This is a genomic window from Bacillus sp. FJAT-29937 (assembly GCF_001509555.1).
In the GTDB taxonomy this organism is placed as follows: Bacteria; Bacillota; Bacilli; order Bacillales; family Cytobacillaceae; genus Cytobacillus.
Genome location: NZ_LMAS01000004.1, coordinates 158,953 through 173,086, shown reverse-complemented (window position 1 = coordinate 173,086; position 14,134 = coordinate 158,953). Strand labels below are relative to the sequence as shown.

Sequence of the window (14,134 nt, the reverse complement as noted above, 5' to 3'; positions counted from 1 at the left end):
TAGGGAAGGACGTTATAGCATGGCTCTTTTGAAAATTGAAAATGTAACGGGCGGATATACGAAAAATCCCGTATTAAAAGATATTTCTTTTGAGGTAAATGAAAAAGAACTCGTTGGTTTAATTGGTTTAAATGGTGCCGGAAAAAGTACAACAATCAAACATGTTATCGGGTTAATGGAGCCGCACAGCGGAACAATCACAATAAATAGAAACCAGTTCCATCAAGATAAGGAAGCATACCGAAAGCAATTTACCTTTGTGCCTGAAACACCCATACTATATGATGAATTGACTTTAGAAGAGCATCTGAAAATTACAGCGATGGCCTATGGATTGAAACGCGAGGATTATAAGGAAAGGGCGGACAAGCTTCTAAAGGAATTCCGCATGGAAAAAAGGCTTAAGTGGTTTCCTGCTCACTTTTCAAAAGGGATGAAACAAAAGGTGATGATCATGTGCGCATTTTTAGTTCAGCCAGACCTTTATATTGTTGATGAGCCTTTTGTCGGACTTGATCCGCTTGGGATTCAATCTCTTCTTGATTTAATGAAGAAAATGAAAGAAAACGGAGCGGGAATCTTAATGTCAACTCATATTTTGGCAACTGCGGAAAGATATTGTGACCGCTTTGTTATATTACATGAAGGAAAGATTCGGGCAAAAGGAACATTAGTTGAACTAAGGGAGCAATTTTCAATGCCGGATGCGACATTAGATGATATTTATATTCAGCTGACAAAGGAAGAAAATTATGTTTGATGAGAAGAAGCTTTGGAGAGAGCGATTCAATCAAAGAATGAAGGAGCTTTCCCGTTATTCAAGATATATATTTAATGGTCATATCGTTATTGTCCTTCTTTTTCTGCTCGGAACCGCAGCCTATTATTACCAGGAGTGGTTAAAAACGGTCCCTGAGCAATTTCCGGCAGCGTCCATTATGGCTGTTGTGATTGGATTGCTGTTAACCTACAGTCCAATCAGCACTTTTCTATCTGAGGCAGACAAAATATTTCTGCTGCCATTGGAAAGCAGGCTCACACGCTATTTTTTCCGCTCAATCACGGTGAGCTTTGCAGTGCATGCATACGTTATTTTTCTTGGACTAGGTGTTTTTATCCCCATGTACGCAAGGGTGAATAATGGGGACTTTAATAAGTTTATACCTTTTTTATTTGTTATTCTCATCATAAAGGCGCTGAATGTCATCATCCGCTGGAAGGTCCAGTATTTTGTTGAAACAATAGTTCATGTCATGGACTCGTTTGTAAGATATGCGATAAATACTGTTTTCCTTTTCTTTCTCTTTTCGAATGCAAGAATCCTTTTTCTAATTCCTGTGGCCGTGCTGTTATTGGTTTTATTGGCCTTCTATCAAAGAAATACGAGGGATAAAGGCTTGAAATGGGAGTATTTAATCGAGATGGAAGAGAGAAGAATGACTTCCTTCTATCGGCTGGCCAATTTATTTACCGATGTTCCGAAATTAAGGGACCGTGTGAAGCGACGTAAATGGCTTGATTGGGTGTTCAGCCGGATATCGTTTGGACAAAAGGAGACTTTCAACCATCTTTATGTAAGAACCTTTCTGCGGGCGGGTGATTACTTTGGATTATTTATTCGATTAACGCTTATTTGTATTGGCGTTCTTTATTTTATTTCCTTTGGACTGGGTCAAGCTTTCGTTGCGCTGCTTTTTATTTATTTAACAGGATTTCAGTTAATACCTCTTTGGAATCATCATCAAAATAAACTTTGGATTATGCTTTATCCAATCAAGGAGGATTTGAAAGAGAAAGCCTTTAAGCGGCTGCTCTCAAAGGTTTTATATTTACAATCCCTCTTGTTAGCCATAGCAATTTTGGTTAAAGGCGAGGGGATGGTTGCTGTTATTACTCTCATTGCCGGATTAGGTTTTGCTTATTTTTTTGCAAATGTATATATAACAAAAAGACTGAAATCATGAAGATGAATGAAACTATTCTTTCCCGTTACCCGTATAATTAGTAGGAAAGAAAAGGATGGGTAGCATATGAATGAGTATGAACTGCATGCATATAAAGAGATTGAAGAGTGGAAATATAAATTATTTAAAAAATCGGGGATTTTAAATCGTCTGACAAAAAAAGCACAAACAAAAGTGAATAGTCTGATCCCGGAAAAGGCTCATCAAATCCTAACTGACAGTATAAAGAATATGGTAAAGGCTACACTTGTCGGTTCCAATTTAACAACACGAAAAAATCAAACAGCTCGCCAGTCACTAGAGGAAATGGATAAACAGCTTTCTGAAAAATTCTTCGCCTATAAAAAAACAGCTATCGTTGAGGGAGCTGGAACCGGAGCCGGTGGAATTCTGTTTGGATTGGCTGACTTCCCGCTGCTATTAACAATAAAAATGAAATTTCTCTTTGAAGCGGCAGCTATTTACGGTTTTGATACAAATGAATATGAAGAACGGTTATTTATTCTGCATGTGTTCAAGCTTGCTTTTTCCAGCTGTGAAAAGAGAAAAGAAACATGGCAGATTGTTGAGGAATGGGATATAAGAAAGTCCGAGGTTTTAGAAATGGACTGGAGAGAATTTCAGCAGGAGTATCGAGATTATATCGATTTTGTCAAAATGCTGCAGCTGGTTCCTGGAATTGGGGCCGCTGTAGGCGCATTTGCAAATAATAATTTAATGGAGCAGCTCGGTGAGACAGCGAAAAACGCTTATCGGATGCGAGTATTGAAAACAGCCCCAAAGCTCTATTAGCTCCTGGGGCTGTTTTTGTTTATTAGTTTAAGACTTCTGCGCCATTGTCTTCGGTTTTTAACGCATGACAATTTAATGCAGCTGAGCCAAGTGTTTTTGCAGCAACGATCATCGCCTTTTCGTCGATATCAAATTTAGGATGGTGATGCGGGTAATTCTCATCTGTATTTTCTGGCTTCGCACCTGTAAAGAAGAATGTTCCTTTTACATGCTGAAGATAATAAGCAAAATCTTCTCCACCCATTTGTGGTTCCGTTTCTACAACCTCATTTACTTCGTCAATATTTTGTGCGCAATGAATGAGGAATTCTGTTTCGTCTTTATGGTTAACAACAGCCGGGTAGCCCCTTGCATACAAGTAATCGTATGTGCTATCCGCAGTGTAGCATGTTCCTTTTGCAATCCGTTCAATTTCTTGTTCAATATTGGTACGGACATCTTCATTAAACGTACGGACCGTTCCGCCGAGTTTTACTTTATCGGCAATTACATTGAAGGCGTTTTCGGCAATAAAGTAGGCAACAGTGACAACAGCAGAATCAACAGGATTGACTTTTCTGCTGACTATTTGCTGCAAGTTTACGACTAGCTGAGAAGCTGTAACAATGGCATCCTTCGTTCTATGCGGCTGTGCACCATGACCGCCTTTTCCCTGTACCGTAATTTCAAAACGATCTGCCGCCGCCATGACGGGACCCACACGATATTGAATAGTCCCGGTCGGCTCTGACGCCCATAAATGTGTGCCGAATATGACATCGACACCTTCTAAACACCCATCTTCAATCATAGAAATAGCTCCGCCTGGTGCAAACTCCTCGGCATGCTGATGGATCATCACATATGTACCTTCAAGCTCATCCCGCATTTCATGAAGCGATTTGGCGAGAACGAGCAATGTAGCAGTATGGCCATCATGTCCACAAGCATGCATCACACCTGGTACAAGTGATTTGTATGGCACATCTTTTTCATCTTGAATCGGTAGGGCGTCAAAATCAGCTCTTAAAGCGACTGTTTTTCCAGGTTTGCTTCCATAAATCTTTGCAACAACCCCATTTCCGCCGACATTGCCTCTTACTTCAATTCCTAAATTTTCATAATAGGTTTTAATATAATTTGCGGTTTTTACTTCCTTAAAGGAAAGCTCAGGGTGCTGGTGCAAATAGCGTCTTATTGAAACCATTTCTTCATAATAATTTTCTAATTTGGCAAATAATTTATTAAGCATAGCCACTCTCCTATTTGTTTGTATTTTGAATATTATAGCATTTTATGTTGTATAGGAGGGATTGTTTTTGCTAAAATAAGGAACGTGTGTAAAAAAGGTTAGCAGAAAGAGGGAAAAGTTTGAAATTAAGAAAGTCGCCCATTACATATGTTTTGATCGTCATTTCCGCTTGTATATTCATCTATTTTGCCTTAGCGGTAAAAAGCGGAGAGACTTTACGTTTCGATCAAAATATTAGTTCGTTTTTGTTAGGTCTATTAAAGGAAAACTCCTATCCGTTTTTCAAAGCGCTTAATGTGATTGGCTCCTTCAAAGGAATTGGACTCATAGCACTTATCGTTATATTTCTATTATGGTTAAAAAAAAGGGACTATCTCGGTATGGCGGTATTCACCTTAACGGTCGCAACTGGGGCTTTGCTAAATGATTATGTAAAAGATGCGATTGCACGACCCCGTCCAGAAACCCCGCACCTCGTTCATGTGAAAAGTTTCAGTTTTCCAAGTGGGCATGCGATGATGGGGATTATTTTATACGTATTGATTGCCTACTTTCTCGTTTCTAATATCCAGTCAAGAGCAGGAAAATGGCTAGTGATGTTCCTCGCATTTATGATGATTATTATGCTTGGAGTAAGCCGTATCGTCTTACAAGTCCATTATCCATCCGATGTGGCAGCGGGCTTCGCTCTAGGCTTAGCTTGGGTTCTTATAGGGCTTATTATCTATGAATTCTTCAGGGGAAAATGGCGTAAATCGAATCATACATAATTTAAAAAGCAGACTCTTCCATTTAAATTCATTGGAAGAGTCTGCTTTAATGTTAAGAGCATTTAAACTTAATCATCCTCTGTGGGAATATAATACTTAGAAATATAGGATGCCCCCATAAATATTTGCGATTGGGCTGGAGGAGATTTTGTTCCTTGGAAGAAAGATTGATAAGACGGGGTACTTTCCCAATTAGTATAGGTCCTTTCACTTTCCCATAAGGTTAGAATGATATAAGTGTTGGATTTGATCGGCCGCAATACTCGCAACGCTTTAAAGCCGGGAGTATTAAACAGGTGAACATGATCAGATGAATACCGATATTCAAACATTGGCTTATCATCATCTATGACAGGGATATGATTTAAAACTAAAAAACCGGAATTCTCTAAGATACCCTCTGATTTCAGAACGTTATAAGATCTTGGGGCACCGAAAACGGTTTTCCGAGTAGTTTCATGAACAAGCATGGCCTCCTTGTTATTCTGGATAAGAAGTATTTTTTCCTTATCGTATTTTTCTCTTATTTTCTTTAAGAAATCAAATGTACCGCTCGTCATATAAATATTCATTTTTTCGGTCACCTCTCTAATTGAAAAGTTAAAAAATAGGTTTTTTCTCTTTATTTTTGCCTTGAACACCCTTTAAATTCGTCAAATTTTCGACATTTCCTCTTATAAACTATACAACTGTAGTGGAAAGGGATAAAGTAAGGATGGGCAAAAAGCTGCAGGAATTTTAATTATTACTATATATATATTACAATGATAAGCAGACAGTCTTTGAAAGGGGTTTATTTTTATGGAAAGAACATTTAATGATACATTTTTACGAGCAGCATTGGGTGAGAAAACGGATCATGTTCCTGTTTGGTATATGCGACAAGCTGGCCGTTCTCAGCCTGAATATCGTGCAATAAAGGAAAAGTATTCTCTTTTTGAAATAACACATCAGCCTGAGCTTTGTGCTTATGTGACAAAATTGCCTGTTGATCAATATAACAATGATGCAGCTATCCTTTATAAGGATATTATGTCACCGCTTCCTGCACTTGGAGTGGAAGTTGAAATAAAATCTGGTATAGGCCCTGTCATTTCAAATCCAATCCGTTCGACAGCAGATGTTGAAAAACTAGGTGAAATTAATCCAGAAGAAGATGTGCCTTATGTGTTAGAAACGATCAAAATTCTTACACAGGAGCAATTGACAGTTCCTCTTATTGGCTTTGCTGGTGCTCCATTTACACTTGCGAGCTATATGATCGAAGGCGGCCCATCGAAAAATTACAATAAAACAAAGGCTTTCATGTATGCTGAGCCTGAAGCTTGGTTTGCCTTAATGGATAAGCTTAGCGAAATGACAATTACATATGTTAAATCCCAAATTAAAGCCGGGGCGAAGGCAATTCAAATTTTTGATTCATGGGTAGGGGCATTAAATGTGGCCGATTACCGTGTTTTCATTAAACCAACGATGAATAAAATTTTCTCTAGCCTAAGAGAGGAAAATGTACCGCTTATTATGTTTGGTGTTGGAGCAAGCCACCTTGCAATGGAGTGGCATGACCTGCCATTAGATGTAGTTGGGCTTGACTGGAGACTTCCTATTAAAGAGGCAAGGGAGAGAGGAATTACTAAAGCAGTTCAAGGCAACCTTGATCCAGCTCTTTTATTAGCTCCTTGGGAAGTAATCGAGGAAAGAGCGAAAGCGATTTTGGATCAAGGAATGGAAAAGCCTGGGCTTATATTTAACCTTGGACATGGTGTATTCCCTGAAGTTAAACCAGAAACATTAAAGAAATTAACGACATTTGTACATGAATATTCTGCTTCTAAGCTGGGCAACTAGACTAGATCTACTAGAGGTGATTCGATGACAAGGAAGAAAATGGGCCTGCTTGTAATGGCATATGGCACTCCATATAAAGAAGAAGATATAGAACGCTACTATACTCATATTCGCAGAGGGAGAAAGCCTTCTTCGGAAATGCTTGAGGATTTACGAAGAAGGTATGAAGCAATCGGCGGAATTTCTCCATTAGCAAGAATTACTTTAGACCAGGGAAAAAGCCTGGAAATTTTTTTAAATGAAAATCAGGAGGAGTACGAGTTCCAAATGTATCTCGGCTTAAAGCATATTGAGCCGTTTATTGAAGATGCTGTTAAACAAATGAAGGAAGACGAAATTGAAGAGGCTGTAAGTATTGTATTGGCTCCGCATTTTTCAACGTTTAGCGTGAAGTCATACAATGGCAGAGCGAAGGAAGAAGCGGAAAAGCTCGGGGGCCCTGTTATCCATTCAGTGGAAAGCTGGTATGACGAGCCAAAGTTCATCCAATATTGGGTTGACCGTGTAAAGTCTACTTTTGAAGGGATGCCGCAAGAGGAAAGAGATAAGTCGGTGTTAATCGTTTCAGCTCATAGTTTACCAGAGAAGATTCTGCAATTAGGCGACCCGTATCCGAAACAGCTTCAGGAAACAGCGGATTTGATTGCCAAAGGCGCTGGCGTGAAAAATTATGCGGTCGGCTGGCAAAGTGCAGGAAATACGCCAGAACCTTGGCTAGGTCCCGATGTTCAAGACTTGACTAGAGAGCTTTATGAAACAGATGGATACAAGGCATTTGTTTATACACCAGTGGGATTTGTCTCGGATCATCTTGAAGTTCTATATGACAATGATTATGAATGTAAAGTGGTTACTGATGAAATTGTTGCTAGTTATTATCGACCGCCTATGCCAAATGATCAGCCAGAATTTATTGAGGCATTGGCAGCCGTCATTCTTAGAAAATTAGCAAACAAGTGAGACTAAAGTAAAGAAGGCGAAGAACCGTGTCGGAACAGAAGAAAAGAGTAGTTATTATCGGTGGTGGAATTACAGGGTTAACTGCAGCATTCTATTTGCAAAAGGAAGCAAGTGTTAAAGGGCTGCCGCTTGATATTAGATTAATTGAATCTACTGATCGGCTGGGCGGGAAAATGCAAACTGTTGTACGCGATGGATTTGTCATAGAGAGAGGTCCCGATTCCTTTCTTGCCCGTAAGCAAAGTGCTTCCCGCTTAGCTGCGGAAGTAGGAATGGAAGATAAGTTAATCAGGAACACGGCTGGTAAATCGTATGTACTCGTTAAAGATCGCCTGCATCCGATGCCTGGCGGCTCTGTTATGGGAATTCCTACACAAATAGCCCCTTTTGTTACGACCGGTTTATTTTCTTTTGCAGGAAAGGCAAGAGCGGCTGCAGATTTTATTTTGCCGAAATCAAGCCCAGCCAATGACCAATCACTTGGCAAGTTCTTCCGCAGAAGGCTTGGAGATGAAGTGGTTGAAAACTTAATTGAGCCTTTGCTTTCCGCTATTTATGCAGGAGATATTGACAAGCTTAGTCTCATGTCAACTTTTCCTCAGTTTTACCAGGTTGAACAAAAATATAAAAGCTTAATATTAGGGATGAAGAAATCAACTCCAGCAACGCCGCTAAAGAAAACGGGGGAGAAGAAAGATAAGGGCATTTTTCTGACATTCAGCTCAGGTTTGCAGTCTTTTGCAGATGCTTTAGAATCAAGGCTAGAGCCTAATTCTGTTATGAAGGGCTGCAAAGTGGAACGGATTAGTAAAAAGGAAAATAGATATGTAATCGAGTTAAGCGGGGGAGCACAGTTAGACGCCGATAGCATTATTATGACTGTCCCACATCATATCACCCAGTCTGTTTTTTCCGATTATCGTTTCTTTGACTCGTTTAAGGATATGTCATCCACCTCTGTTGCTACTATTGCCCTTGCTTTTCCAGAGGAAGCAATTGAAAAGGATATTGAAGGAACAGGGTTTGTCGTCACTAGAAATAGCGATTATACGATTACTGCCTGTACATGGACACACAAAAAATGGCCGCATACTACACCTGCCGGAAAAGTGCTTATTCGCTGCTATGTAGGCAGGCCTGGTGATGAGGAAGTTGTGGAGCTTCCGGATGATGAATTGATTAAGATTGTGTTAAAAGAGCTTAATCGAACAATGAATATTACGATGGATCCTGATTTTGCTGTTATTTCGAGATGGAAAGATTCCATGCCGCAATACACGGTCGGGCATAAAGAACGAATTGAAAAGGTCAAAACGCATTTAGCTTCTGAGCTACCAGGTGTGTTTCTGGCAGGAAGCTCATTTGAAGGCTTAGGAATGCCTGACTGTATTGACCAAGGTGAAGCAACTGTTGAAAAGGTCTTATCATTTATAAATATGGATGAAAAAAAAGCTGTCTTGTGACAGTTTTTTTTCTTGCTTTATGATTTTAGTCATGTTATTTTAATAAGTGTAAAATGACCAAAACGTTCAATTGGTCACTGACTATGAAAAGAGGTGTTGTTTTGGCCATGGATCGCAAGCAGCTAATTATTGAAGCGGCTACCAAATCCTTTTCCCTATTTGGCTATAAGGCAACAACGATGGATCAGGTCGCAAAAATAGCTAATGTTGGAAAAGGGACCATCTATACATTTTTTAAAAATAAGGAAGAGCTTTTTGACGAAATCATTAATTCCCTTATTAATGAAATGAAGCATGCTGCCGATGAAGCAATTGACCCATCGCTTTCTTTTCATGAAAATGTTCACCGTGGCCTATACAAACTATTAGAGTTTCGACTGAAGCATCAGCTCACTATTAAGCTTTTTCAAGAGGGAAAGGAAATGGGCACCCCAGCAGTCATAGAGGTAATGACAAAATTAGAAGAGGAGATCATTACTTATTTAAAGGGGAAAATCTTACATGCGATTGAAAAGGAAGAAATTCGACCGTGTGATCCGGAACTGACTGCATTTATTATGCTAAAGCTGTATGTTTCCTTGATCTTTGATTGGGAGAAACGTCATCAGCCACTAGAGAAAGAAGATATTGCGAGAATTTTTGAACAGTATATTTTTGATGGATTATCAAATAGATAATCCTCATTTTTTGCAAGGAATTGACCGTTTGAATGAAATAGTCACTTATTTAAGGAGGCAACGAAATTGAAGGGTAATTTATTTAAAAAGGAATTATCTAGCATTGTGCGAAATAAAAAGGTTCTCATTCCGATCATTGCTGTGCTTTTTATTCCTGTATTATATAGCGGAATGTTTTTGTGGGCGTTTTTGGATCCTTATGCTAAATTAGCAGATTTGCCAGTCGCGGTTGTTAATGAAGATAAAGGAGCAGAATTTGATGGAAAAGGCTTGCAGCTTGGGAAAGAGCTTGTTGATAAATTAAAAGAAAGCAAGGATTTTGACTACCATTTTGTAGAAAAAGAGGACGCTTATAAGGACCTGAAAAATCAAAAATATTATATGCTAATTGAAATTCCAAAGGATTTCTCGGAAAATGCTACAACACTTCTTAATGAAAATCCTGAAAAGTTAAAGCTGCATTATGTACCAAATGAAAGCTATAATTTCTTATTTTCACAAATCGGTGGTACAGCCGTTGAAAAAATCAAAATCTCACTTTCTGAGAAAATTACTGAAACATATGCGGAAACGATGTTTGATAAAGTTAGTGATCTTGCGGATGGAATGGAAAAGGCAAGTGAAGGTGCTACAAATATTAATGATGGCGCAGCTGAACTGAAGGATGGGGCTTCCCAAATTTATGATAATCTTTCAATATTAGCTGAAAAATCGATTGAATTTAATAATGGTGTTGGAAAAATAAATAATGGCTCAAAAGAATTAGTATCAGGCTCAAAAGCCCTTGCTGATGGACTTGGTCAATTACAGGAAGGACATAACCAGCTAAAGTCTGCGTCTAATCAGTTAAAGGCAGGCAATGAACAGATGGCTGCAGGAATTTCTCAAGCAAATGAAGGATTAAATAAACTGAATGAAAAGCTCCCGACTATTGTTTTGGGAACAGAGCAGATTGGTGCAGGGGCAAATAAATTATCAGCCTCCCTTCAGCAATGGCAATCCGAAGCGGAAAAGGTAAGCGGCGGCATAGCAGAATTACAAAAGAATCTACAAGTGCTAATCGGACAGTTACCGGAAAATTCACCACAGAGATTGCAATTGGAAGGTGCTTTAAATCAGTTAAAAAGTGGAACAGCTGAACTTGCAGGAGCTGCTGGACAAATGGCAAATGGCGGTTCAGAGCTTGCTAATAAAATTAGTGCTTTAAATGAAGGACAGAAACAGGTGCAGCAAGGAGTTAGCCAGCTGGCACAAGGAAGTCAACAGCTTAATGTTGGGGTCAATAAGATTTTGCATGGGCAAAATGACTTTCAAGCAGGCATGGATACCTTTGGACAAAAATTTGCCGATGCGAAAGCAGGCGCTGATCAATTAGCAAACGGTTCTACAGTATTAGCAGGTGGACTTGGCCAATTACAGGATGGTTCAAAGGCAATTCAGGATGGAACCGGGAAGCTGAAGGACGGTGCTGGAAAACTTGCTGACGGAAATACCTCCTTATATGAGGGTTCAAAGGAATTAGCGGATAAACTTGCAGCTGGCGCAGATCAAGCATCATCGGTACATGCCAATGATAAAACGTATAATATGTTGGCTGGGCCAGTGAAGGTAGATAATGAAAAAATTAATAAAGTTCCTAACTATGGAACAGGCTTTACCCCATATTTCTTATCATTAGGTCTATTCGTTGGAGCGCTATTATTATCGATTGTGTTTCCAATGCGAGAACCTGCAGGAGTACCGAGTAACGGATTAAGCTGGTTTACAAGCAAGTTTCTTATTTTAATGGGAGCTGGAATTTTACAGGCTTTACTTGCTACACTGATTATTCTTGCAGGGCTAAAAATTGAGGTTCAAAGTGTTCCTTTATTTATCCTATTTTCGATCATTTCAAGCTTAACGTTTATTACGCTAGTCCAATTCTTTGTTACCGTATTTGCAGATCCAGGACGATTTATCGCGATTATCATTCTAATTTTGCAATTAACAACAAGTGCTGGAACATTTCCTCTTGAGTTAATTCCAAATCTATTACAGCCATTCAATGCGATACTGCCAATGACTTATACCGTATTTGGGTATAAAGCAGTTATTTCAAGTGGAGACTTTAGCTTTATGTGGCATAATGTTGCGATATTAGGAATCTTTATAGTGATCTTTATCGCTGGAACCATTGGATATTTTACAACTATGCATAAGAAGCGTTTTGCAGCTATTGCGGAATAAAAAGAAACCAGTCGTTTTTAAAACGGCTGGTTTTCCTATGTCAATTGAATGATTAAATATCCTTAACACCTAGGCAATGATCACATTTATTCCCATAGCATTCATGCTGCTCATTAATTGACTTCCCACACTCAACACATTGCTTAGCCGGTAAATTTCTAAAAAATTCGAGAATGTTTTGAATCATTTTGAATGCCTCCTAAGTTTTTCGATTAGTAAGATTATTTGATTTTATTGTATTATAACAGACGTGGGGTGTCAATACCTGTTTCAATACAAAAATAAAAAAATAAAAATTAGTTCTTTGGCTATAGGTTGCTTCCCGGCTCATTCCAAAATCCGTAATCTTCCCACATTAGGGTATAATATTGGCAATAGAGGAGGTTTTTATATGAATTTTACAGTCATTGGACATTGGGGCGGTTATCCGAAAGCAGGAGAGGCAAGCTCAGGGTATTTACTGGAGCACGATGGATTTCGGTTGCTGATTGATTGCGGCAGTGCTGTTCTATCACAGATGCAACGTGTTTTACAGCCTGAGGAACTAAATGGAGTTATTCTATCTCATTATCATCCCGATCATACAGCAGATATTGGTGTATTGCAGCATGCAAGACTGATTCAAGGCTTCTTAGGTAAGAAAATGGAATGTCTTCCTATTTACGGACATTCAGAGGATGAAATAGAATTTTCAAAGTTAACCTATAAGAATATTACAAAAGGAATGGCGTATGACCCTGCCGAGGCTTTAACAATTGGGCCTTTTAGGGTACAATTTTTACAGACAGACCATCCTGTTCCTTGTTACGCAATGAGATTTGAAGCTGGCGGGAAATCTATCGTTTATACAGCTGATACATCATTTAAGGATGAATTTATACCCTTTACAAAAGGGGCTGATTTACTAGTGTGTGAATGTAATTTCTATGGCAATCAGAATGGAAAGAACGCTGGGCATATGACGAGCCTTGATGCAGGGAGTTTAGCTAATGATGCCCATGTCAAGCAACTCCTTCTTACTCATTTGCCTCATTACGGAAACCTGGAACAATTAAAGGAAGAAGCGGGGACACGATATAATGGTCCAATTTCACTAGCTTCCTTTAAATGGTCGTTATCGCTATAAAGGAGTGGAATTTAAATGTTATTTATCGATAATAAAGGAATAACAGATCCAAGAATTAATCTTGCTATAGAGGAATATGCACTAAAAAACTTAGATATTAATGAAACCTATTTGCTGTTTTACATAAATGAGCCATCTATCATTATTGGGAAAAACCAAAATACAATAGAAGAAATTAATACGGAATACGTTGAAGGCAATGGTATTCATGTTGTTCGCCGCTTATCTGGTGGTGGTGCTGTATACCATGACCTTGGGAATTTAAACTTCAGCTTTATAACAAAGGATGATGGGGAAAGCTTTCATAATTTCCGTAAATTCACTGAGCCTGTTGTTCATGCCCTTCAAAAACTAGGGGTAAATGCTGAATTGAGCGGACGCAATGATTTGACTGCAGAAGGCAGAAAAATTTCCGGGAATGCCCAATTTTCAACGAAAGGAAAAATGTTCAGCCACGGAACCCTTCTGTTTAATTCCGGAATTGATAGCGTTGTCTCCGCATTAAAGGTGAAAAAAGATAAGATTGAGTCGAAAGGAATTAAATCCATTCGCAGCCGTGTAGCAAATATTTCCGAGTTTTTATCGGAGAAATTGACGATTGAAGAATTTCGATTGCTTCTGCTTCAAAATATTTTTGGCGGAGAAGAAATCGAAGAGTACAAGCTTACCGATGAAGATTGGGAGAAAATTCACCAGCTATCTAAGGAGAGATATCAGAATTGGGATTGGAATTATGGAAAATCTCCTAAATTCAATTTGCAGCATTCCCACCGGTTCCCAGTTGGACAAATCGATATCCGTCTAGAGGTTGAGGGCGGAATGATTCAGCAGTGTAAAATATTTGGCGACTTTTTCGGGGTGGGTGATGTAGCCGATCTAGAAGAAAGGCTAACTGGATTGCGCTATGAAAGATCCGCCATTGAACTGGCAATCGAGGATATAGACGTGAAATATTACTTTGGTAATATTACGAAAGAGGATTTTTTAAACTTAATTTACTAGATTGGTGTGAGCGTTTCTTGACAGAAACGCTCTTTTTATTGGTTTACGAAAGGGTTTTCACAATATTTATCGAAT

The 14,134-nt window shown here is 38.9% G+C and carries 14 protein-coding genes; 11 read left to right on the top strand and 3 right to left on the bottom strand.

The window, feature by feature from the left end; translation table 11 throughout:
- Nucleotides 1–19: 19 nt before the first annotated feature.
- The 3 genes from AR328_RS10990 to AR328_RS10980 all read left to right on the top strand — a co-directional run bounded on the left by AR328_RS10990 (nucleotide 20) and on the right by AR328_RS10980 (nucleotide 2,756).
- Nucleotides 20–760 (top strand): ABC transporter ATP-binding protein, encoded by a 741-nt coding sequence (locus AR328_RS10990; protein WP_066295058.1) that lies wholly within the window; start codon nucleotides 20–22, stop codon nucleotides 758–760.
- Nucleotides 753–1,964 (top strand): ABC transporter permease, encoded by a 1,212-nt coding sequence (locus AR328_RS10985; protein WP_066295057.1) that lies wholly within the window; start codon nucleotides 753–755, stop codon nucleotides 1,962–1,964. Before AR328_RS10990 ends, AR328_RS10985 begins: the two co-directional genes overlap by 8 nt.
- 66 nt (nucleotides 1,965–2,030) lie before the next feature.
- Nucleotides 2,031–2,756, top strand: a complete 726-nt coding sequence (locus tag AR328_RS10980; protein WP_066295056.1) for an EcsC family protein — start codon at nucleotides 2,031–2,033, stop codon at nucleotides 2,754–2,756.
- A gap of 22 nt (nucleotides 2,757–2,778) precedes the next feature.
- Here AR328_RS10980 and AR328_RS10975 read toward each other — a convergent pair whose 3' ends face one another.
- Nucleotides 2,779–3,987, bottom strand: coding sequence for a M20 family metallopeptidase (locus AR328_RS10975; protein WP_066295055.1), 1,209 nt, complete (start codon nucleotides 3,985–3,987; stop codon nucleotides 2,779–2,781).
- A 119-nt stretch (nucleotides 3,988–4,106) separates the two neighbouring features.
- Between AR328_RS10975 and AR328_RS10970 the strand changes: the two genes are divergently transcribed.
- Nucleotides 4,107–4,757: a phosphatase PAP2 family protein gene (locus AR328_RS10970; RefSeq protein ID WP_066295054.1), complete on the top strand. Its 651-nt coding sequence runs from the start codon at nucleotides 4,107–4,109 to the stop codon at nucleotides 4,755–4,757.
- A gap of 68 nt (nucleotides 4,758–4,825) precedes the next feature.
- Here AR328_RS10970 and AR328_RS10965 read toward each other — a convergent pair whose 3' ends face one another.
- Nucleotides 4,826–5,329, bottom strand: coding sequence for an antibiotic biosynthesis monooxygenase family protein (locus AR328_RS10965; protein ID WP_066295053.1), 504 nt, complete (start codon nucleotides 5,327–5,329; stop codon nucleotides 4,826–4,828).
- Nucleotides 5,330–5,558: 229 nt separating this feature from the next.
- Between AR328_RS10965 and hemE the strand changes: the two genes are divergently transcribed.
- The 5 genes from hemE (at nucleotide 5,559) to AR328_RS10940 (ending at nucleotide 11,931) form a co-directional block, all read left to right on the top strand.
- Nucleotides 5,559–6,605 carry a uroporphyrinogen decarboxylase gene (gene hemE, locus AR328_RS10960; protein WP_066295052.1) on the top strand — a complete coding sequence of 349 codons (1,047 nt, stop codon included), beginning with the start codon at nucleotides 5,559–5,561 and terminating at the stop codon, nucleotides 6,603–6,605.
- A 24-nt stretch (nucleotides 6,606–6,629) separates the two neighbouring features.
- Nucleotides 6,630–7,565 (top strand): ferrochelatase, encoded by a 936-nt coding sequence (gene hemH, locus AR328_RS10955; RefSeq protein WP_066295051.1) that lies wholly within the window; start codon nucleotides 6,630–6,632, stop codon nucleotides 7,563–7,565.
- Nucleotides 7,566–7,591: 26 nt separating this feature from the next.
- The gene (gene hemY / locus AR328_RS10950; RefSeq protein WP_066295050.1) at nucleotides 7,592–9,028 is read left to right on the top strand and encodes a protoporphyrinogen oxidase; all 1,437 of its coding nucleotides are present in this window, start codon (nucleotides 7,592–7,594) and stop codon (nucleotides 9,026–9,028) included.
- A 101-nt stretch (nucleotides 9,029–9,129) separates the two neighbouring features.
- Nucleotides 9,130–9,705: a TetR/AcrR family transcriptional regulator gene (locus AR328_RS10945; protein ID WP_197414451.1), complete on the top strand. Its 576-nt coding sequence runs from the start codon at nucleotides 9,130–9,132 to the stop codon at nucleotides 9,703–9,705.
- Nucleotides 9,706–9,771: 66 nt separating this feature from the next.
- On the top strand, nucleotides 9,772–11,931 hold the full coding sequence (locus AR328_RS10940) for a YhgE/Pip domain-containing protein (protein ID WP_066295049.1): 2,160 nt from the start codon (nucleotides 9,772–9,774) through the stop codon (nucleotides 11,929–11,931).
- Between the two features lie 52 nt (nucleotides 11,932–11,983).
- Here the strand turns inward: AR328_RS10940 and yhfH are convergent, their stop codons facing one another.
- Nucleotides 11,984–12,118, bottom strand: coding sequence for a protein YhfH (yhfH, locus tag AR328_RS22230; protein WP_082677192.1), 135 nt, complete (start codon nucleotides 12,116–12,118; stop codon nucleotides 11,984–11,986).
- 204 nt (nucleotides 12,119–12,322) lie between these two features.
- Here yhfH and AR328_RS10935 point away from each other — a divergent pair, with 204 nt between their 5' ends.
- Together AR328_RS10935 and AR328_RS10930 are read left to right on the top strand one after the other, a co-directional pair.
- On the top strand, nucleotides 12,323–13,057 hold the full coding sequence (locus tag AR328_RS10935) for an MBL fold metallo-hydrolase (RefSeq protein ID WP_066295048.1): 735 nt from the start codon (nucleotides 12,323–12,325) through the stop codon (nucleotides 13,055–13,057).
- 15 nt (nucleotides 13,058–13,072) lie between these two features.
- Nucleotides 13,073–14,059 carry a lipoate--protein ligase gene (locus AR328_RS10930; RefSeq protein ID WP_066295047.1) on the top strand — a complete coding sequence of 329 codons (987 nt, stop codon included), beginning with the start codon at nucleotides 13,073–13,075 and terminating at the stop codon, nucleotides 14,057–14,059.
- Nucleotides 14,060–14,134 lie beyond the last annotated feature (75 nt).

Bases quoted from the DNA above. Each gene is read 5' to 3' on its own strand.
- AR328_RS10990 (WP_066295058.1), top strand. From the start codon at position 20: ATGGCTCTTTTGAAAATTGAAAATGTAACGGGCGGATATACGAAAAAT.
- AR328_RS10985 (WP_066295057.1), top strand. From the start codon at position 753: ATGTTTGATGAGAAGAAGCTTTGGAGAGAGCGATTCAATCAAAGAATG.
- AR328_RS10980 (WP_066295056.1), top strand. From the start codon at position 2,031: ATGAATGAGTATGAACTGCATGCATATAAAGAGATTGAAGAGTGGAAA.
- AR328_RS10975 (WP_066295055.1), bottom strand. From the start codon at position 3,987: ATGCTTAATAAATTATTTGCCAAATTAGAAAATTATTATGAAGAAATG.
- AR328_RS10965 (WP_066295053.1), bottom strand. From the start codon at position 5,329: ATGAATATTTATATGACGAGCGGTACATTTGATTTCTTAAAGAAAATA.
- hemE (WP_066295052.1), top strand. From the start codon at position 5,559: ATGGAAAGAACATTTAATGATACATTTTTACGAGCAGCATTGGGTGAG.
- hemH (WP_066295051.1), top strand. From the start codon at position 6,630: ATGACAAGGAAGAAAATGGGCCTGCTTGTAATGGCATATGGCACTCCA.
- yhfH (WP_082677192.1), bottom strand. From the start codon at position 12,118: ATGATTCAAAACATTCTCGAATTTTTTAGAAATTTACCGGCTAAGCAA.
- AR328_RS10935 (WP_066295048.1), top strand. From the start codon at position 12,323: ATGAATTTTACAGTCATTGGACATTGGGGCGGTTATCCGAAAGCAGGA.
- AR328_RS10930 (WP_066295047.1), top strand. From the start codon at position 13,073: ATGTTATTTATCGATAATAAAGGAATAACAGATCCAAGAATTAATCTT.